The sequence below is a fragment of the uncultured Sphingomonas sp. genome, assembly GCF_913778135.1.
Classification (GTDB): Bacteria; Pseudomonadota; Alphaproteobacteria; order Sphingomonadales; family Sphingomonadaceae; genus Sphingomonas.
The window spans coordinates 1-19181 of sequence record NZ_CAJYVU010000093.1 but is presented as its reverse complement, the minus strand read 5'-3'; the positions used below and the strand labels follow the sequence as shown (position 1 = coordinate 19181).

The following is a 19181-nucleotide window of genomic DNA, read 5'->3' as shown; positions in this document are numbered from 1 at the left end:
GCGCGTTGAGTGCCCGATATGGCGCACAAGAAGCTGAACCTGCCGACAAAAACCTGCCCGGTCTGCGCGCGTCCGTTTGCCTGGCGCAAGAAGTGGGGGCGCGACTGGGATCACGTGATCTACTGCTCCGACCGCTGTCGGCGCGACGCCGCTTCTGCGAGGCATTCGCATCAATAGAGTTGTGGTTGCGTTTTTTGCATGCTGACATCGATGACATTGCACTTGCAAGCGCCGCTGCTGCGATGCACAAGGATCGGGCCTTTCAGGCATCCTCTCCTAAAAACTTTCACAGGCCGGGTCTTCCCGGCCTTTTTTTTGGTCTCGCGCTCGTCTAGGCGATCAACTTAGCCGCAAGCCATAATAATGCGCGCAGGAGGATGTCGCCGGTCGGACCGGCGTTGCAAAGGGGGTGAGCGGCACGCTGGCCGCTCACCCGGAAAGCCCGGGTTTTCCGGCGCCGAAGGCGGTCACACTCGCAGGTAGCGAAAGTACCACACCTCGTGTCCGTAGCGACGTGCCTTGCGCTCGTAGCGCGTCTCGGGCCAGTCTGTCGGGCGATTGAGGAAGTCGTGCGAGGTCTGCGCCTGCCAGACGAAGTCGCTCCGCTGGTTCATGATCATCATGGCCCAGCGGCAGTAGATTTCGTCGTCGGTACCGAGTCGGAACTCCGCGCCCGGCTTCAGCTTCGCCGCGATCAGGTCCATTGGGCCGTGGTTCATCATCCGACGCTTGGCATGGCGCGCCTTGGGCCAGGGGTCGGGATGGAGCAGATAGACGCGGTCCAGACTGGCGTCGGGCAGGCGCTCGATCACCTCTAGCGCATCACCCATGTGAACGCGAACGTTGTCGAGTGCGCCATCGCGGATATGCCCCAGCGCGCCGACGACACCGTTCAGGAACGGCTCGCACCCGATGAAGCCGGTGTCCGGTGCCGCCTTCGCCTGTTCGGCCAGATGCTCGCCGGCGCCGAAGCCTATCTCCACCTGCATGGGTCGCGCGTCGCCGAACAGCCGCTCGGCGGTGAGCGGACCGTCGGCCGGCACCGCAACGCGCGGGAGCATGTCGTCGATCAGCGCGGCTTGTCCGGCGCGCAGCACATGGCCTTGCCGGCGCCCGTAGAGCCGGCGGATCGTTGTGGGGTCGTTCATCTGCGCGCGCCTAACCGCTGCCGCGCGAAAACGAAACGGAAGAGAAGCATGCGGTGGGCAAGGCTAGCGCTGTTTGTCGGCGCGGCAGCGGCTGGCGGGTTCTCAATTGCAGCGGAGGTGACAGCGCAACTCGCGCCCGCTCCCTCGATTTCCATGTTCACGCGCGCCGGTGCGGGGTGGGCGCAGGCGGCATTCGTGTGCGACGCGACCAACAGCGATCGCGCGCTCGTGCTGTCGGTGACCGGACGTGACCGGCGCGTCCAATTGTGGAGCCTCGACAAGCCCGGTCTGGCGGCAACGCGCAACGACGCAACGCTCGGGCGCGGCGAGCCGGGCATGAACCAGATCTATTATTCGCTGACCGGGGCCGGCGGCGAACAGCTCGGCTGGATCCACGCGCTCAATCCCGGCATCGTCGAGCCGGGTGCGACGACGCCCGCGGTCACGTCGATCAAGTGGCGAAAGGAAACCACCAACTGCCGCTTCGCGCCGCAGACGCGCGTGCTCGGCATCACGCCAAGCCGGTCGGTGCAGGTCACCGCGACGCCGACCCACGGTTACCGGTACCGCAGCTACAACGACGACACCCGGCTGCCCGAGATCGAGCAGCCGTGGGGCGGTCGCGATACGCGAGCGTCGCTGACGATCGACGGCGGCCGGCTGATCGACCGTCGCGGCACCCGGCGCGTCTACCAGTTCGAGAACGCAGGCTACACATTCCGTGTCTTCGTGTCGGTAGACCCGGCGCGTGGCGGCGGCGGCGTGCAGGTGCTGCGGAATGGGCGCGTGCTTCTGGCCGAGCCGTTCGGCGCCTATACGGCGGCGCTGCAACCCTGAACCCCGTCGCTGGTTCAGGAGTGATGTCACAGCCAAGCGGGTCCACGTCCAGCCGCGACGAGGAAGAGATCGAGGAGCTCAAGGCGGCCGACGCCAAAGAGGTCCACCGCGCCGTCCGCGAGGAGGGCGAGGAGGAGGTCAACCGTCCCGCCGCGTCGCTGCTGTGGTCCGGATTGGCCGCCGGCTTCGCGATCAACGCCTCGTTGCTGGCAGAAGCCGCGCTCCACACCGGCATTGGGGAGACGCCGTGGCGGACGCTGGTAGTCTCGCTCGGCTACCCGCTCGGCTTCGTCATCGTAATCCTCGGGCGGATGCAATTCTTTACCGAGTCGACCATCACCGCAATGCTGCCCCTCGTGACGCGGCCGTCGATGTGGACCTTGAAGCGCACGCTGCGCCTATGGGCCTTGGTCATCCTCGCCAATCTGGCGGGCACCGCGCTGACCACCCTCGCGCTCATGCACCTGCCGATGCTCGACGCTTCGCTGCGTGACGGCATGGTCAGCGTGTCGGAGGTGATCCTGCGCCACGATGCGATGTCGACCTTCTGGACCGCAATTCCCGCGGGGTTCATGATTGCGTCGATCGCGTGGATGCTGCCGAATGCGCGTGAGCAATCGTTTCTGGTCATCTTCACCGTGACCTATGCGGTTGGTATCACCGGGCTCAGCCACTCGGTCGTCGGATCGGCGGAGGCGTTCACGTTGGTCTGGGCAGGCAAGATCGACATCGCGCGCGCGCTGTTCGCGCAGATCGCGCCGGCCGTGATCGGCAATCTCGTTGGTGGCGCAGGATTGTTCGCGGTGCTCGCGCACGGACAGGTGCGGCCCGAGATGCCCGAAGGCGGGTTGGATCGATGAGCGCGACGGAGAAGGTCAGGCAGGCGGCGGTTGCCGAGCATCGACTCCTCGAGCCTGTGCTCGCGTTGCAGGACGGGGCGCTTGTCCGCGCCTTGACGCCGCTGAGCAAGCTTGCGGACGAGACGCCGCTCATGCTGCTGAGCGGCGCAACGCTGACTGCGGGCCTGCTGCTGCGTCGCCGCGGTGTGATCCGTGTCGGCGTGCGCATGTTCGCCGCGCACTTGGTCGCCAATGCGGCGAAGACGGTGCTGAAGGGTAGCGTCGATCGACTGCGCCCCAATGCGGTCGAGCATGAGCCCGAGATCAAGCCCGGCAGCGGCACCAACGACAAGGCTGCGAACGCCTTTCCTTCTGGACATACCGCCGGTGCCATCGCTGTCGCCCAGGCGGTCGCGCATGAGTTTCCGCGTGTCGCGGCTCCCGCACGCACCGTGGCGATGATCGCGAGTGCCACGCAGGTACCACGCGGCGCACATTACCTGTCCGACGTGCTGAGCGGCGCGGTGGTGGGTTGGGTGTCGGAGCGGGTCGCCGGCTATGTGCTCGACCGGCTTGAGCCGGTCGTTCTCGCTCGAGTCATGAAAAAGCCCTCCGCCACATCGATGTAGCGAAGGGCCGGTTGTCGTCGAAATCAGATCAGGCGACGGCGGCCTTGAGCTGCTCGACGAGGTCGGTCTTCTCCCACGTGAAGGTGTCACCCTCCGGGTCGCGACCGAAGTGACCATAAGCGGCGGTCTTGGAATAGATCGGCGCGTTGAGCTTCAGATGCTCGCGGATGCCCTTTGGCGTCAGGCGAACGAGCTTGGGCAGCGCTTCCTCCAGCACAGCTTCGTCAACCTTGCCGGTGCCGTGCAGGTCGACGTAGACGCTCAGCGGCTCGGCGATGCCGATCGCGTAGGAGAGCTGGATCGTGCAGCGCTTGGCGAGCCCGGCTGCGACGACATTCTTCGCCAGATAGCGCGCGACATAGGCCGCTGAGCGATCGACCTTGGTCGGGTCCTTACCGCTGAACGCGCCGCCACCGTGCGGGGCTGCGCCGCCGTAGGTGTCGACGATGATCTTGCGCCCGGTCAGTCCGGCGTCGCCATCGGGGCCACCGATCTCGAAGGTGCCGGTCGGATTGATGTAGAGCTTGGTGTCGTCAGACACGAAGCCGTCGGGCAGAACGTCGGTGAACACGCCCTTCACATAATCGCGCAGCTCGGCGTACTTGGCAGCGTCCGCCTTGTCGCCGATCTCGCAGTAACCGGGCTTGTGCTGCGTCGAGACGACGAGCGCGGTCGCCTTCACCGGTACGCCATTCTCGTAGTGCAGCGTCACCTGGCTCTTCGCATCGGGCTCCAGGAACGGCGCAGCGCCCGAGTGACGATCGGCCGCCATCCGCTCGAGGATCTTGTGGCTGTAGTAGAGCGTCGCGGGCATCAGCCCGGGCGTCTCGTCAGTGGCGTAGCCGAACATGATGCCCTGGTCGCCCGCGCCCTCGTCCTTGTTGCCGCTCTCATCGACGCCCTGCGCGATGTGGACCGACTGGCCGTGGAGGTTGTTCGAGAAGTCGAACGTCTGCCAGTGAAAGCCGTCCTGCTCGTAGCCGATCCGCTTCACGGTTTCGCGCACGGTGCGCTCGATCTCTTCCTCGATCCCCGGCGCCCAGGCGTCATTCTCGTACACGCCCTTGCCGCGGATTTCACCCGCGAGCACGACCTTGTTGGTGGTCGTCAGCGTTTCGCACGCGACACGCGCCTGCGGGTCCTTCGACAGGAACAGGTCGACGATCGCGTCTGAAATCTGGTCGGCGACCTTGTCGGGATGGCCTTCGGACACGGACTCGGAGGTGAACAGGAACGACTGGCGCATGATAGCTCCGCAACAGATAACGATATAAAGATAGCTTTAAATGACCTCTATCGCGCACGGCGACGCAGGACAAGGGCTGCGGCGATCAGCAGTGCGGAGACGACGAATGCCATCCAGTTGCCGATGCGCGAGAACAGCGTCGCAGGGGCAGGTGCCGGCAGCGCTGCCTCGATTGCGCCTGCCTTCATGTGCGGAACGGTCGCCAGCAGCGCACCGTCGGCGGCGATCACCGCGGAGATGCCGTTGGGGGTCGCGCGTACGATCGGCAGCCCTTCCTCGATCGCGCGCATTCGCGCCTGCGCCAGATGCTGCGGTGGTCCCCAGCGACCGAACCACGCGTCGTTCGACGGGTTGAACAACAGGCGCGGGCGATGCGTCGGACCGATTACCTGTCCCGAAAAGATGATTTCGTAGCAGATTTGTACGCCGATCGCACCGAAGGCGGCCGTGTCGAGCGTGCGCGGCCCCGGTCCAGGCAGGAAGTCGACGTCGCCCGGCACCAGCCGCGCAAGCCCCAGCGGCTTGAGCAACCACGGCATCGGCAGATACTCGCCATAAGGAACGAGGTGGGCCTTGTCGTAGCGCGCGGCGATCCGCGCGTCGGGCGTGATCGCGAACACCGAATTGTAGCCTGACGCAATGTCGCCGTCGGCCTTGAAGTTGAGCGCGGTGCCCCCGGTCAGCAGCAGGTCGCGCGGGCTGAGCAGCGCCGCCATCCGCTCGCGGATGACGTACGGGCTGCGGTTGCCGTAAACCCATAACGGATAGCCGTCCTCGACGAAGTCGCGGATCACGCCCTCAGGCCACAACACGAGCCTAGGCGCGGCACCGGGCCTGCCGGACAGCGCGGACAGGCGGCGCAGCATCATCTCGCCGTCGCTCTCGCCGCGCTCGTCCTGCGCGACATTGGGCTGCACGACGACGAGGCGCGGGTTCGTCGGGGTGAGCGGGGGTGAAACGTCGCGGTAGCTGAGCGCTTGTGCGGCCAGTAATGCCCCCACCGCGCCGCCGCCCGCTACGACCTTCATGCCCTGCGGCAACACCAGCAGCGCTCCCGCGAGCGCGACCGTCAGGCCCGATAAACCATAGGTCCCGGTCACGCGCGCCAGCATCGCGGCCGGCTGCACCGGGACCCAGATGACGCCGAGCGGATCCCAGGCATAACCGGTGAACAGCCAGCTACGCACCCACTCGGTCGCGATCCACGTCGCGGCGAACAGCAGGATCCAGGCGAGGTCGAGGCGCGGCTTGCGAAACCACCACGCGATCCCTGCCGCTGCCATCGGGAACACCGCGAGATAGAGCGCCAGCGCGAGCGGTGCGACATAGCCGAGCACCGGCGGCATCTTGTCCTGAAAGTCGAACGCGTGCTGAAACCAGTTGTCGTTGATCGTGAAATGCCCGACGCCGAACACCCAGCCGCGCCACAACGCCGCCTTCCACGTCGGCGCGTCGTGCACCAGCCACATCCACGCGGCGAAGCAGGCGAGCGTCAGCGGCCAGAGTTGCAGCGGCGCGAACCCGCATGCGGCTACGGCGCCGAGGGCTAGCGCAGCGAGAGCAGGGTAACGCGAAAGTAAGTGGGACAAGCAGGCTTTCCTCGGCTCACCGCACAGGCGGCGATGTATCGAGGGCTGTTTGGGCGAGCGGTCGTGCGCGCACAAGCGCGTCGTGCTTGCGGCAACAAGCTGGTGACGCGCGTCGCACGGCGCTGTATCACGCTGGCATGACACTAAGACCGTTTCACCTCGCGTTTCCGGTTCACGACCTCGCCGCCGCACGCGCCTTCTACGCCGGTGTGCTCGGCTGTGCCGAGGGCCGGTCGAGCGCCGAGTGGATCGACTTCGACCTGATGGGACATCAGATCGTCGCGCACCTCGATTTGGGCGCGAAGCCGGTCGCGGTCGAGAATGCGGTCGACGGGCACCACGTCCCCGTGCCGCATTTCGGCGTCGTGCTGACCATGTCCGACTGGCGCACGCTCGCCGACAGGGTCGAAGCGGCCGGCGTTGCGTTCGGGATCGCACCGCACATCCGCTTCAAGGGGCAGGTGGGTGAGCAGGCGACCATGTTCTTCCGCGATCCGTCGGGCAACGCGCTGGAGTTCAAGGCGTTCGCCGACGACACAATGCTGTTCGCGACCGAGGAGATGTCCGCATGACCCAGCCGATCGAAGTCGACCTGCCGCATCGCCTCGGCAAGGCGGCTGCCAAGCAGCGGATCGAGGGCGGCTTCGGCAAGCTCGCCGGCTTCATTCCCGGCGGGCACGTCGCCGAGCATCACTGGAGCGGCGACACGCTCAATTTCGTGGCGGAGGGGATGGGACAGCGTGTCGCGGTGCGGCTCGACGTCGGCGAGAGCAACGTGCACGCCTCGTTCGAGCTGCCCGGCTTTCTCGCCATGTTCGGCGACCAGCTGCGCGCGAAGTTGCAAAAGGAGGGGCCGAAGCTGCTTGAGTAAGAAATTACCTCCGCATTGGAGGTGCATGCAACCTCAGGAGTGAACGCTCGCTGTCGCTTCGGAGGAAACTTCCTGTATGCGTATAACGACGATCCCGGTGCTCGACGCGCCGCTGACAGACCTGCTCGTGGCGAATGGTCACGATGAACCAACGTTGGTGAGACTCCACCGCGACGTGCTCACGACGATCCGGCAGACGATCTCGAACTGTGCGCATCCCAGCTGCCTGTCATGTCACGAACTAGCCGTCGTACTGGACAACTATCTGCTCGACTGATCGCCGGTCTCTTCGAACAGCCTGCTGCGCTGCGTCCACCTGCGGACCGTCGCCGCTGCGACGACCACCGGCGCAGCCCCGAGGAACGAGGCCGTAAGGAAGCCGATCGATCCGCCCAGCTGATCGACCGCTGCATATTGCGCGACCTTGGCGAGCGCCACAGTCGTGACGATGAAGATCAGCGCTTCTACCACCGAGCGCAACGAACGGAGCGTCGAACGTTGCTCAGCCAAGGGGATCAGCGCGCCGCCGCGATCGGCTGCGGCGCGCTGACACGCCAGATCGTGTTGCCGACATCGTCCGCGACCAGCAGGCCGCCGTGCGCGTCCGCCTTCACGTCGACCGGGCGACCATGCGCCTCACCGTCTGCGTTGACGAAGCCGGTGACGACGTCGATCGGCTTGGCACCCTTCACCGGCCAGCCCTGCGGCGTGAAGGGCACGAACACGACCTTGTAGCCCGAAAGCGGCTTGCGGTTCCACGATCCATGCTCACCGACGAAGGCGCCGCGCGCGAAGCGGTCACCCAGTCGCAGTTCGTTCGCGAACGACAGCCCCAGCGCCGCGACGTGCGGCCCGAGCGCGTAGTCGGGGCGCTTGGAATATTGCTGCAATTCCTGGTTCTTCGGCTCGACCCGCGCGTCGGGATAGCCGCCCCAATAATACCACGGCCAGCCGAAGTGATCGCCGAACTCGACCGCGGTCAGGTAATCGGGCGCGAGGTCGGAGCCGAGCATGTCGCGTTCGTTGACGACGGTCCACAACGCGCGCGTGTCGGGGTTGAGCGCCATGCCGTTCGCGTTGCGCAGGCCCGCGGCATAGATGCGGAAGGTCTTTTCCTTCGGATAGACCTGCAGGACGACGGCGCGGTTGCGTTCCTTGTCGATGCCGTTCTCGGCGATATTCGACGACGATCCGACCGACAGATATAGCGTGCGGCCATCCTCCGACTGGATGACGTTGCGCGCCCAGTGATTGCCGCCGCCGGGATAACGCACGACGAGCTCGGGCGTGGACGTGATCTTAGTCTGTCCGCTCGTGTACGGCACGCGCACCAGCGAGTCGGTGTTGGCAACGTAGAGCTGCCCGTCGAACAAGGTCATGCCCGAGGGCGAGCTGAGCCCGGTCATGAACACCGTCTTCATCTCCGCCACACCGTCGCCATTCGCGTCGCGCAGCAACGTGATGCGGTTGGCCGAGGGTACCCCCGCACCGACCTTGCCGAGCAGGTGCTTCATCACCCAGCCCTGGATGCCGCCGCCCTCGCGCGGAGGCGAGTTGGTCTCTGCGACCAGCACGTCGCCGTTGGGCAGTCGGTAGAGCCACCGGGGATGCGAGAGGCCAGTCGCGAACGGCTGAACGGTCAGCCCGGCAGCGACAGTCGGCCGCTCGCCGTTCTTCCATCCGATCGGGTCGGCGGTGCCAACGGTCGGGATCACCTGCTCGCGCGGGGCGGTGATGTCGGGGCGTCCGCCCGCGACCGCGTTGACGTCGAGCCGTGCCTTGTCTGGCCAGGCGAGATAAACGACGATGCCGACGGCGACGAGGGCGATCAGGCCAAAAACTGCGAGCACGTGCTTGAGCATGATCGCCATGTAAGCGCGATCGTTGTCGGATGCACGCGGTTGTACGCTGCGCGATTTCCGCCGCAGAAAAGAGTGGACCGCCGACATGGGGGGCATGCCGGCGGCCCCCGACGGTTCAGCGTCCCCGGTGCGACCCGAAGGGCTTGTTCCGCCGGTCCGAAGGGCAGGGGACGAGGTGCCTGTGCACCCCGCGCCCCACCGAGCTTATCTCCGCCGCGCTACCGGGCGAAACCCGGCAGCACAATCGGATAACGTCAGGCAGTGAGCAGGTCGTAGCGATCCGCGTTCATCACCTTGTTCCACGCCGCCACGAAGTCGCCGACGAACTTGTCGCCTGCGTCGTCCATCGCATAGACCTCGGCCACCGCACGCAACTGCGAGTTGGAGCCGAAGATCAGGTCGGTCCGCGACGCGGTCCAGCGATGCTCATGGGTCAGGCGATCGGTGCCGACATATTCCTGATCGCTCTTCTCATCGACCTGCTTCCACGCCGTCTTCATGTCGAGCAGATTGACGAAGAAGTCGTTGGTCAGCTGACCCGGACGATCGGTGAAGACGCCGTGCTGCTTCGCGTTCGAGTGATTGGTGCCGAGCACGCGCAGACCGCCGATCAGCACCGCCATCTCCGGCGTCGACAGGCCGAGCAATTGCGCCTTGTCGACCATCAACTCCTCGGTCGGCACGGTGAAGCGCACCTGCAGGTAGTTGCGGAACGCGTCGGCCTTGGGTTCCAGCACGTCGAAGCTCGCCGTATCGGTCTGCTCCTCCAGCGCGTCGGTGCGGCCCGGGGTGAACGGCACCTCGATCGATTTGCCCGCCGCCTTCGCTGCGGCCTCGATCCCGACGTTGCCGCCGAGCACGATCAAGTCGGCGATCGATACCTTCTTGCTACCCTTGCCGTCGAACTCGGCCTTCAGCCCCTCGTAGACCGAGAGGACGCGGGCGAGCTGCTCGGGCTCGTTGACGTCCCAATCCTTCTGCGGCGCGAAGCGGATGCGCGCGCCGTTGGCGCCGCCGCGATGGTCCGACTTGCGGTAGGTCGAGGCAGATGCCCAGGCGGTGGTGACCAGCTCGCTGATCTCCAACCCGGAGTTCGCGATCGCCTGCTTCAATGAGACAACGTCCGACTGGTTGATCTGCGCGTAGTCGGCCTTGGGGATCGGGTCCTGCCAGATCAGCTCTTCCGACGGCACTTCCGGTCCGATGTAGCGCTGCTTCGGGCCCATGTCACGGTGGGTCAGCTTGAACCACGCGCGCGCCCAGGCGTCGGCGAAGTACGCCGGATCGGCGCGGAACTTCTCCATCACCGCACGGTAGGCGGGGTCCTCGCGTAGCGCCATGTCCGCCGAGGTCATCATCGTCGGAACCTTCTTGCCCTCGACGTGCGCCGACGGGGCGAGCGTGTCCTCGGGATCGCCGACCGGATGGTACTGGTTCGCACCCGCCGGGCTCTTCGTCAGCTCATACTCGTGGTCGAGCAGCATGTCGAAGTAAGTCATGTCCCAGGTGATCGGCGTCGGCGTCCACGCGCCCTCAATGCCCGAGGTGATCGTGTCGTCGCCCATGCCGGTGCCGTGCGTGCTGGTCCAGCCGAGACCCTGCGCCGCGATGTCCGAACCCTCCGGCTCCTTGCCGACCTTGGACGCGTCGCCATTGCCGTGCGCCTTGCCGAAGGTGTGGCCGCCCGCGGTCAGCGCAGCGGTTTCCTCGTCGTTCATGCCCATGCGCGCGAACGTCTCACGCATGTCGCGCGCCGAGCCCATCGGGTTGGGCTTGCCGCCCGGACCCTCGGGATTGACGTAGATCAAGCCGTGCTGGATCGCCGCAAGTGGGCTCTCAAGCGCGAGGCCAGCCTCCTCGTCGATGCGCGTCTGGCCGAGCCACTCCTCCTCGGTACCCCAGTAGATGTCCTTGAGCGGCTCGAACACGTCCTCACGCCCGCCCGAGAAACCAAAGGTCGGCCCGCCCATCGACTCGATCGCGACGTTGCCGGTCAGGATGAAGAGGTCGGCCCAGCTGAGCGCACGGCCGTACTTCTGCTTGATCGGCCACAGCAGGCGACGTGCCTTGTCGAGGTTGCCGTTATCCGGCCACGAGTTGAGCGGCGCGAACCGCTGCGCGCCCGACGACGAACCGCCGCGACCGTCACCGGTGCGATAGGTGCCGGCCGAGTGCCACGCCATGCGGATGAAGAAGGGGCCGTAGTGACCGTAATCGGCCGGCCACCACGGCTGGCTGTCGGTCATCAGCGCGGTCAGGTCTGCCTTTACCGCGGCATAGTCGAGCGTCTTGAACGCCTCGCGGTAGTTGAACTCCGCACCCATCGGATTGGCGGGCTGACCATCGGTCTGCAGGATTTCGAGCGGCAGCGTGTCGGGCCACCAGTCGCGCGCGGTGCGACCAAGCAGCGAGCGCATCGCGGCGGGCTGCTTGTTGGGATCGTTGATGGGGCTGCCTTCGGTAATCGCGTCCATGTGTTTCTGGCTCCTCGTCGGCGCGTTCAGGCCACTTTGCTTCCACCTCGGCGGAAACGTGGCTCGGGATAATGGATGAGCGTGTCTAGCGTGTGACGACTGATCGGGGAAACGCTAAATCACGCCTGGATTGATCGTCGCGCTCGATCAGTCATCATCACCATCAGGCGGTGTTACCGGCGGGTGGAGGCGCACGCTGTTGACGCGGCGCTCGTCGGCATCGATCACCTCGATCTTCCAGCCGCTCGGATGATCGAGGCAATCGCCCACCACCGGCACGTGTCCGGCAAGCACTGCAGTGAGCCCTCCGATCGTGTCGACGTCGTTCTCGACCTCGGCAAGGCGCGGATCGATCGCTTCGGCGACGTCCTCCAGCTCGACGCGCGCGTCGGCGTCCCACGCGCCGCCATCGATCGGCACCAGTAGCGGGGCGGGCGCCTCATCATGCTCGTCCTCGATCTCGCCGACGATTTCCTCGATCAGATCCTCGATCGTGACGAGGCCCTCAGTGCCCGAATATTCGTCGAGCACGACTGCCAGGTGGACGCGCGTCTGGCGCATGTCGGCGAGCAGGTCGAGCGCGCCGCGCGACATTGGCACGTACAGCGGCTGGCGGATCAGCGCGGCAATATCCGCGGGCTTGTCGGCAGACCTCGCGAGGATGTTGAACACGTCCTTGATGTGGACCATGCCGATGATCGTATCGAGGTTCTCGCGGTAGACGGGCAGGCGGCTGACGCCGGCCTCGGCGAACACCTGCACCAGATGGTCGAAGGTGGTGCGCTCCTCCACCGCGACAATGTCGGCGCGCGGCACACCGACATCGCCCGCGTCGCGCTCGCCGAAATGGAGCAGGTTACGCACCATCTGCCGCTCGAGTGGGGTCAGGTCGCCCTTGGCGTCGGGGGAGGGATCGTCCTCGTGCCGGTCGATCACCTCTTCGAGCTGATCGCGCAACGTTTCTTCGCGCTGTTCGCCGAAGATCAGGTTGCGCAATCCGCTCCAGATATTCTGTTCGTTGGAGTCGCCGCCGTGCGCGGCGCTACTTCGGTCCTCGGCCATAGTGGCTGCGTCATTCCTCCCGGATCAGATACGGATCGGCGATGCCGAGATCGGAGAGCGCCGCGCGTTCGAGTTCCTCCATCGCGTCCCCCTCTTCATCGGTGCCGTGATCATAGCCTAGCAGATGAAGCGTGCCGTGCACCATCAGATGCGACAGGTGCTGCTCGACCGAAATGCCACGCTCTGCCGCCTCGCTCACGCAGACGCCGTGCGCGAGCACGATGTCGCCCAGCAGCACCTCGCCGTCGTCGCTGTTCTGCGTCACCGTGTCGATCAGGTCGGGCTGCACCATCGGAAACGACAGCACGTTGGTCGGCTTGTCCTTTCCACGATACTGGCGGTTGAGCGCGTGCACCTCGTCATCGCTCGTCAGCCGGACGCTCACCTCGACGTGCGCGGGCGTGGTTAGCAGTTCGCCGTGCGGCGTGCGCGAGACCGCGGCGCGTGCGGCGGCGAGCGTCAGCGCCTCCCAATCGGCGCCGTCGTCCCACGGTTCCTCGCAGGTCAGCTCGACGTGGATCATCCGTCGACCCCTTCGTACGCCTCGACGATGCGCCCGACGATCGGGTGACGCACGACATCGGCGGCGCTGAACCGGCACAGCGAGATGCCTTCGACGCTGTCCAATCGCTGCGTCGCGTCGGCGAGGCCACTGGCGCGGACGCCGCCGGGCAGGTCGGTCTGGTTCGGATCGCCGCAAATCACCATGCGGCTGTTCTGCCCGAAGCGTGTCAGGAACATCTTCATCTGAGCCGGTGTGGTGTTCTGCGCTTCGTCGAGGATCACGAATGCGTCGGCGAGCGTGCGCCCACGCATGAACGCGATCGGTGCGATCTCGATCTCCCCGCTCGCGATCCTTCGCTCGACCTGCTCGGCGGGCAAACAGTCGTGCAGCGCATCGTACAGGGGGCGGAGATAGGGATCGACCTTCTCCTTCATGTCGCCAGGCAGGAAGCCGAGCTTCTCGCCCGCCTCCACCGCGGGGCGCGACAGGATCAGCCGCTGGACGCTGCCGGTGATGAGCTGCGCCACCGCCTGCGCGACCGCGATGTAGGTCTTGCCCGTGCCCGCGGGACCGAGTGCAAAGATCATGTCATGCGTGGTCAGCTCGCGCATGTAATGCGCCTGAGCCGGCGTGCGCGGCACGATCGTCTTCTTGCGCGTGCGGATCATCACCGAGGGCGCGCCTTGCCCCGCATCGGCGCGGATAATGCCGCTCAACACCGGCTCGGCCGCCATCGCGATCGACGCGTCGACGAGGCCGGTGTCGACCTCCTCGCCGCGCTGGATCCGTTGATACAGGTCGTTCAGCACGTCGCGGGCGAGCGCGACCTGCTCGGCAGTCCCCTCCAGCCCGACGCGGTTGCCGCGAGCGGTGATATAGACCCCCAGCCGGTTCTCCAGCGCGACCAGATGCTGATCATATTGGCCGAACAGCTGTACCAGCAGTTGCGGCTTGTCGAACAGAAGTTCGACGCGGGCACGTTCACCCATCTGGGCGGGAGCAGGCTTGCGACTCATGCGGTCCTTTCACTTACCCGCACAAGGTGAGCACTCGCGGGCGCGCGCGCAACTGCCCTGTCGTCACCGCACGAGAATTCGCTCAGGCTGCGACTGCCACGCAAGCCTCGCCGGTCAACGAGTTCGGGCCAGCCTGCGTCAGCACCACGTCGACCAAGTCGCCGATCGCATAGTCACCGATCAGATGAACCGATTGCAGCCACGGCGACTTGCCGAGCCATTGGCCGGGCAGCTTGCCGCGCCGTTCCACCAGCACGCGGCAGGTGCGTCCGACCGCCTGCGCGTTGAACGCGGTCTGATCGCGGTTGAGCGCGGCCTGCAGGCGTTGCAGGCGATCGTCCATCACCTCGGGGGCGACCTGTTCATCCATGTCGGCGGCGGGGGTGCCGGGGCGGGGGCTGTACTTGAACGAGAACGCCTGCGCGTAGCCGACCGCGTCGACCAGGCTCAGTGTTTCGGCGAACTCCGCGTCGGTTTCACCGGGAAATCCGACGATGAAGTCGCCGGAAAGCGCGATATCGGGGCGGGCGTCGCGAATACGGTCGAGCAGTCGCAGGTAGCTGTCGCGCGTGTGGCTGCGGTTCATGGCCTTGAGCACGCGGTCCGATCCCGCCTGCACCGGCAGGTGGAGGAACGGCATCAGGCTCTCGACGTCGCGGTGCGCGTCGATCAGGCCCTGGCGCATGTCGTTGGGGTGGCTGGTGGTGTAGCGGATGCGTGACAGGCCCGGGATGCGATCCATCGCGCGGATCAGGTCGTGCAAGCCCCGGCCATCCGCGTCTTCCCACGCGTTGACGTTCTGCCCCAGCAGCGTGATTTCACGCGCGCCCGCATCCACCAGCGCCTTCGCCTCGTCCAGCACCTGCGCGAACGAGCGGCTGACCTCCGCGCCGCGCGTGTAGGGCACGACGCAATAGGTGCAGAACTTGTCGCATCCCTCCTGCACGGTCAGGAACGCGCTCGGGCCGACCTTGCGACGCGCGGGCAGTGCGCCGAACTTGGAGGCGAGCGGCATGTCCGTGTCGAGCGCGGCGGTGCCGGTAGCGGCATCGGCGACGAGGCGGGGCAGGTTGTGGTACGCCTGCGGTCCGACCACCACGTCGACCTTGGCGCGGCGTACGATCTCAGCCCCCTCGGCTTGCGCGACGCATCCCGCGACCGCGATCATCGGCGCGCGCCCGTCCTTGCCCGCGTGCTTTCTGATACGACCGATGTCCGAATAAACCTTCTCGGTCGCCTTTTCGCGGATGTGGCAGGTGTTGAGCACGACGAGGTCGGCTGCGTTGGCGTCGTCGGTCGCGGTCAGGCCGTCGGCCGCCATCAGTTCGGCCATGCGCTCGCCGTCGTAAACGTTCATCTGGCAGCCGAACGACTTGACGTGAAAGGTTTTCGGGGGCGACTTCATGGGGGCGCCCATAGGGCAAAGTGCCGGTAATCGCTACACTTGCCCTGCTACCGGGCGGCTGCAGCAATCCGCGCACGTGCCTCGGCCGCGATCGCCTTACGGTCGCCGCTGGGGACAAAGGGTTCGAGGAAGTGAAGCGTCGCCGTGAAGCGACCGGCGCGCGCCAGTACGCGGCGCGCGTGATCCACCCCGGGCTCGTCGCCGATCCAGGCGAGCTCAGGTGTCGCCGCGCCGTAGTCGATGCGGACCGGCTGGATCATCAGTCCCGCCGGTGCGGGGTCGAGCGCGCCGAGCAGCGCGGCCTTGAACGGCAGCAACGTCACGCCGTCGCCGGTCGTGCCTTCGGGAAAGATCGTCACCGGCCATGGCCGCGCGAGCGCGTCGCGCAGTTGCGTCACCTGCGCCGCGACGTTCATCCGGTCGCTGCGGGCGACGAAGATCGTGTGGTTGAGCGTGCACAGCCAGCCGATCAGCGGCACGCCGCGCAACTCGGACTTGGCGACGAACGCGCTGCCGTTGGCGCCCGCAAGCAGCAGAATGTCGATCCAGCTGAGGTGATTGGCGAGCACGACCACGTCGCGTCGCAGCGGCCTTCCTACGACGCGCACGCGCGCGCCGACAATTCGCGCAACCGCGCCCAGAAACAGCCGCGGCCAGGGGGAGGGCGCGCGCACAAGCCGCCACAATCCATGCAGTAGCAGCGCGGCGAGCAGTGCGACGATCAGCATCGCCAGCCGCGCCGCGGTGCGAACCCCGCCGGCCATGCGAACGCGCCTAGTCCTTGCGGCTGAGGCTGACGCCGTACAATTCCATCCGGTGATCGACCAGGCGGAAGCCGAGCTTCTCCGCGATCGCCTTTTGCAGCTGCTCGAGTTCGGGATCGACAAATTCGATCACCTTGCCGGTTTCCACGTCAATCAAATGGTCGTGGTGCGCCTCGGGGCTTGGTTCATAGCGCGCGCGGCCGTCGCCGAAATCGTGGCGGTCGAGGATGCCCGCTTCCTCGAACAGGCGGACGGTGCGGTAGACGGTCGCGATCGAGATGCCGGAGTCGATCTTCGACGCGCGCTCGTACACCTTTTCCACGTCGGGATGATCGTCGGCTTCGGACAGGACGCGTGCGATGACACGGCGCTGCTCGGTAATGCGCAGACCCTTCTGGTGGCAAAGGGCTTCGAGATCGATGTTGCGAGGCATGAAGCGGCTCTTAGAGGCTAAGGCTTGTTGCGAAAAGCGCTAGCGACTCGCAAAAACGCCTACAGGTCGCGCGCGTAGGTGTGCGCGTCGAACGTCTCGCCCGATTTCGCGCGATAGTAATCGCGGCGCTCGCCTGCCTTGGTGAAGCCCTGCGCGCAGTAGAGCGCGATGGCGGCATTGTTGGCGCGAACCTCCAGATGGACCCGCTTGACGCCGCGCCCACGGCATTCCGCCAGCATCGACCGCATGAGCGCTCCTGCAACCCCGCGGCGGCGCGCAGAGGGGGCGACCGCGATCAGTAACAGTTCGGCCTCGTCCATGATCGCGCGGACCAGCGCGAAGCCGACCACCTCGCCCTCCATCCTGGCGAGTGTGAGCCAGACGCCGGGCATGGTCAGGATGCCGACGCATTGCGCGCGCGTCCACGCCTCGCCGTAGCGCGGATCAAACGCCGCCTGCATTACGCGATCCACCGCGTCGGCGTCGCTGACGCGGCCGCTGGCGAGTTCGACCTGGTGGAGCTGCGTGCTCACCGCGGCGCCTTGGGTGTCGGCGGTTTCGCATCGGGCGCGCGGCCGTAAAGCGGTGCAGGTGGAAGTGCGCGAAAGGCGGGTGGAAGGAGAAGCGCGTCTGCAGCGTCGGGCCACGCCTCCGCGATCTCAAAGGCGGGGTTCAGGTCGGCGAGCCAGCGCGTGCCGCTGCCGATCGCGCGGCGACCCTGCAGCGCGTCGAGCGCTGCCTCCGGGCGCAGTGACTGCACCTCGTCCAGCGCATGGAAGGGAGCGGCGAACGCCTGCATGAAGACCTCACCGTGCCCGCCTTCGGTGACGACCGCAAGCTCTGACAAATCGCCTTTCGCCAGCGCCGCGGCGGCGATCAGCGCGAGGGCGCTGTAGCCGCGCGCCTCGGCCTCCCAGCCAAGCGCCAGCGCGCGCGCCGCGGCGATGCCGACGCGAATGCCGGTGAAGCTGCCTGGACCGACATCGACCAGGATGTGCGGCGCGCGTCCGCCGTCGGGTAGATCGGCGATCATCGGCAGCAATCGTTCGGCATGGCCGCGCCCGACCACGTCGTGGCGCCGCGCGAGCAAGGTTTCATCCTCGAACAGCGCAACCGAGCAGGCGGCGGTCGCGGTGTCGATTACGAGCAGGCGGTCGGCGCGGCTCACGGCAGCAGTTGGGGACGGCGAAGGAACATCGCGCAGGCTTTTGCCGCCCGCGCGGCTTCATGCAACCGTGTTGAACTTCTCGAACGCCGGGCGTGGGCTACGGTCGAAGATCGACGCGGGATCGCCGTGGCCGATCGTCATGATGAAGTTGGTGCGTACCGCCGGCTGATCGGCGAAGAACGCCTTGTCGACCGCACCGCCGTCGAAGCCCGACATGGCGCCGGTGTCGAACCCGAGCGCGCGCGCCGCCATCAGCAGATACGCGCCCTGCAACGACGAGTTGCGGAACGCCGACGCCTCACGCAGCTCGCGATTGCCGTCGAACCAGCTCTTCGCGTCGGTGTGCGGGAACAGCTCGGGCAGGTGTTCGTGAAAATCGGTGTCCATACCGACGATGACCGTCACCGGCGCTTTCAGCACCTTCGGCCTGTTCGCGTCGGAGCAGCAGTCGGCGAGTTTCGCCTTTGCCTCTTCCGACGTGCACCACACCAGCCGCGCCGGCAGCTGGTTGGCCGAGGTCGGCCCCATCTTCGCCAGCTCCCAGATCGCGCGGCAGTCATCTTCGCTGACGGGTTGGTCGGTGTAGCCGTTGTAGCTGCGCGCGGTGCGGAACAGCTGATCGAGCGCGGCGTCAGGAAGGGGCTGTGACATGGAGGCTCCGGGTCGTGGATGAAAAGAAAGGTGCGCGGCAGATCAGACCGCGCGAACCTCGCTCACCTCGGGGACATAATAGCGCAGCAGCTGCTCAATGCCGTTCTTCAGCGTCGCACTCGACGACGGGCAGCCCGCGCACGCGCCCTGCATCCGCAGATACACCTTGCCCTTGTCGAAGCCGCGATAAACGATGTCGCCGCCGTCGTTCGCCACCGCCGGGCGAACGCGCGTGTCGATCAGGTCCTTGATCTGCGCGACGATGTCGGCGTCGGCGGGATCGTCGGCGAACGCTTCCTCTTCTGCCGGAACCGAGAAGCCAGCGGAGGCAGGGCGGAACAGCGGCATCTGCGCCGCGAAATGATCCATCAGGATGCCGAGCACGTCAGGCTTGAGCGTGCTCCAGGCGACACCCGGCGCCGCCGTCACCGACACAAAGTCGCGCCCGAAGAACACCCCGGTCACGTCGCCCAGATCGAACAACGCCTGCGCCAGCGGACTGGCCTCGGCCTCCTCCGGCGTCGCGAAGTCGCGGGTGCCCGCATCCATGACGACGCGGCCGGGCAGGAACTTCAGGGTCGCCGGGTTCGGCGTGGCTTCTGTTTCGATCAGCATGGCGGCGATGTGGCCCGGCGCGGCGGCGGGATCAAGCGGCGTCCACGAAAGCGATCGTTTCAGCGCG

23 protein-coding genes are annotated in these 19181 nt (G+C 66.4%); 7 read left to right on the top strand and 16 right to left on the bottom strand.

The window, feature by feature from the left end; genetic code table 11:
- Positions 1–18: 18 nt before the first annotated feature.
- Positions 19–177: a DUF2256 domain-containing protein gene (locus QZ847_RS08600; protein ID WP_294355491.1), complete on the top strand. Its 159-nt coding sequence runs from the start codon at positions 19–21 to the stop codon at positions 175–177.
- 290 nt (positions 178–467) lie between these two features.
- On the opposite strand, the gene QZ847_RS08595 is transcribed toward QZ847_RS08600, so the two are convergent.
- Positions 468–1148: a tRNA (guanosine(46)-N(7))-methyltransferase TrmB gene (locus tag QZ847_RS08595; RefSeq protein WP_294355488.1), complete on the bottom strand. Its 681-nt coding sequence runs from the start codon at positions 1146–1148 to the stop codon at positions 468–470.
- A 48-nt stretch (positions 1149–1196) separates the two neighbouring features.
- Here QZ847_RS08595 and QZ847_RS08590 point away from each other — a divergent pair, with 48 nt between their 5' ends.
- Genes QZ847_RS08590 through QZ847_RS08580 form a run of 3 tightly spaced genes read left to right on the top strand, consistent with a single transcriptional unit; the run spans position 1197 to position 3453 of the window.
- Positions 1197–1985, top strand: coding sequence for a hypothetical protein (locus tag QZ847_RS08590; protein WP_294355486.1), 789 nt, complete (start codon positions 1197–1199; stop codon positions 1983–1985).
- A gap of 23 nt (positions 1986–2008) precedes the next feature.
- Positions 2009–2845: a formate/nitrite transporter family protein gene (locus QZ847_RS08585; RefSeq protein ID WP_294355483.1), complete on the top strand. Its 837-nt coding sequence runs from the start codon at positions 2009–2011 to the stop codon at positions 2843–2845.
- A complete protein-coding gene (locus tag QZ847_RS08580; protein WP_294355480.1) occupies positions 2842–3453 on the top strand; it encodes a phosphatase PAP2 family protein in 612 nt (203 codons plus the stop codon). Before QZ847_RS08585 ends, QZ847_RS08580 begins: the two co-directional genes overlap by 4 nt.
- Positions 3454–3481: 28 nt before the next feature.
- Here the strand turns inward: QZ847_RS08580 and metK are convergent, their stop codons facing one another.
- Together metK and lnt are read right to left on the bottom strand one after the other, a co-directional pair.
- The gene (gene metK / locus QZ847_RS08575) at positions 3482–4699 is read right to left on the bottom strand and encodes a methionine adenosyltransferase (RefSeq protein WP_294355477.1); all 1218 of its coding nucleotides are present in this window, start codon (positions 4697–4699) and stop codon (positions 3482–3484) included.
- A 47-nt stretch (positions 4700–4746) separates the two neighbouring features.
- Entirely contained in the window at positions 4747–6288 is a 1542-nt protein-coding gene (lnt, locus tag QZ847_RS08570) for an apolipoprotein N-acyltransferase (protein ID WP_294355473.1), read from the bottom strand.
- Between the two features lie 137 nt (positions 6289–6425).
- Here lnt and QZ847_RS08565 point away from each other — a divergent pair, with 137 nt between their 5' ends.
- The 3 genes from QZ847_RS08565 to QZ847_RS08555 all read left to right on the top strand — a co-directional run bounded on the left by QZ847_RS08565 (position 6426) and on the right by QZ847_RS08555 (position 7436).
- The gene (locus QZ847_RS08565) at positions 6426–6860 is read left to right on the top strand and encodes a VOC family protein (RefSeq protein WP_294355471.1); all 435 of its coding nucleotides are present in this window, start codon (positions 6426–6428) and stop codon (positions 6858–6860) included.
- Complete coding sequence (locus QZ847_RS08560; protein ID WP_294355469.1) at positions 6857–7159, top strand: polyhydroxyalkanoic acid system family protein; 303 nt, start codon at positions 6857–6859, stop codon at positions 7157–7159. Before QZ847_RS08565 ends, QZ847_RS08560 begins: the two co-directional genes overlap by 4 nt.
- Before the next feature lie 76 nt (positions 7160–7235).
- The gene (locus QZ847_RS08555; protein WP_294355467.1) at positions 7236–7436 is read left to right on the top strand and encodes a hypothetical protein; all 201 of its coding nucleotides are present in this window, start codon (positions 7236–7238) and stop codon (positions 7434–7436) included.
- Here the strand turns inward: QZ847_RS08555 and QZ847_RS08550 are convergent.
- The 13 genes from QZ847_RS08550 to QZ847_RS08490 all read right to left on the bottom strand — a co-directional run bounded on the left by QZ847_RS08550 (position 7421) and on the right by QZ847_RS08490 (position 19114).
- Positions 7421–7669 (bottom strand): hypothetical protein, encoded by a 249-nt coding sequence (locus QZ847_RS08550; protein WP_294355464.1) that lies wholly within the window; start codon positions 7667–7669, stop codon positions 7421–7423. The two genes, QZ847_RS08555 and QZ847_RS08550, sit on opposite strands and share 16 nt — an antisense overlap.
- A gap of 5 nt (positions 7670–7674) precedes the next feature.
- Entirely contained in the window at positions 7675–9021 is a 1347-nt protein-coding gene (locus QZ847_RS08545) for a sorbosone dehydrogenase family protein (RefSeq protein WP_294355576.1), read from the bottom strand.
- Positions 9022–9275: 254 nt separating this feature from the next.
- A complete protein-coding gene (gene katG / locus QZ847_RS08540; RefSeq protein WP_294355461.1) occupies positions 9276–11495 on the bottom strand; it encodes a catalase/peroxidase HPI in 2220 nt (739 codons plus the stop codon).
- 147 nt (positions 11496–11642) lie between these two features.
- Positions 11643–12557 carry a hemolysin family protein gene (locus QZ847_RS08535; protein WP_294355458.1) on the bottom strand — a complete coding sequence of 305 codons (915 nt, stop codon included), beginning with the start codon at positions 12555–12557 and terminating at the stop codon, positions 11643–11645.
- Positions 12558–12567: 10 nt separating this feature from the next.
- Positions 12568–13080 carry an rRNA maturation RNase YbeY gene (gene ybeY / locus QZ847_RS08530; RefSeq protein WP_294355456.1) on the bottom strand — a complete coding sequence of 171 codons (513 nt, stop codon included), beginning with the start codon at positions 13078–13080 and terminating at the stop codon, positions 12568–12570.
- Positions 13077–14078, bottom strand: coding sequence for a PhoH family protein (locus QZ847_RS08525; RefSeq protein ID WP_294355453.1), 1002 nt, complete (start codon positions 14076–14078; stop codon positions 13077–13079). Before QZ847_RS08525 ends, ybeY begins: the two co-directional genes overlap by 4 nt.
- Before the next feature lie 82 nt (positions 14079–14160).
- On the bottom strand, positions 14161–15483 hold the full coding sequence (gene miaB, locus QZ847_RS08520; RefSeq protein ID WP_294355450.1) for a tRNA (N6-isopentenyl adenosine(37)-C2)-methylthiotransferase MiaB: 1323 nt from the start codon (positions 15481–15483) through the stop codon (positions 14161–14163).
- 47 nt (positions 15484–15530) lie between these two features.
- Positions 15531–16247: a 1-acyl-sn-glycerol-3-phosphate acyltransferase gene (locus QZ847_RS08515; RefSeq protein ID WP_294355445.1), complete on the bottom strand. Its 717-nt coding sequence runs from the start codon at positions 16245–16247 to the stop codon at positions 15531–15533.
- A 10-nt stretch (positions 16248–16257) separates the two neighbouring features.
- A complete protein-coding gene (locus QZ847_RS08510; RefSeq protein WP_019517064.1) occupies positions 16258–16680 on the bottom strand; it encodes a Fur family transcriptional regulator in 423 nt (140 codons plus the stop codon).
- A gap of 59 nt (positions 16681–16739) precedes the next feature.
- Positions 16740–17213 (bottom strand): ribosomal protein S18-alanine N-acetyltransferase, encoded by a 474-nt coding sequence (rimI, locus tag QZ847_RS08505; protein ID WP_294355442.1) that lies wholly within the window; start codon positions 17211–17213, stop codon positions 16740–16742.
- On the bottom strand, positions 17210–17848 hold the full coding sequence (gene tsaB, locus QZ847_RS08500) for a tRNA (adenosine(37)-N6)-threonylcarbamoyltransferase complex dimerization subunit type 1 TsaB (RefSeq protein ID WP_294355439.1): 639 nt from the start codon (positions 17846–17848) through the stop codon (positions 17210–17212). The genes rimI and tsaB overlap by 4 nt, the downstream gene beginning before the upstream one ends.
- Positions 17849–17905: 57 nt before the next feature.
- Positions 17906–18499: a malonic semialdehyde reductase gene (locus tag QZ847_RS08495; RefSeq protein WP_294355411.1), complete on the bottom strand. Its 594-nt coding sequence runs from the start codon at positions 18497–18499 to the stop codon at positions 17906–17908.
- 42 nt (positions 18500–18541) lie between these two features.
- Positions 18542–19114, bottom strand: coding sequence for a NifU family protein (locus QZ847_RS08490; protein WP_294192442.1), 573 nt, complete (start codon positions 19112–19114; stop codon positions 18542–18544).
- Positions 19115–19181 lie beyond the last annotated feature (67 nt).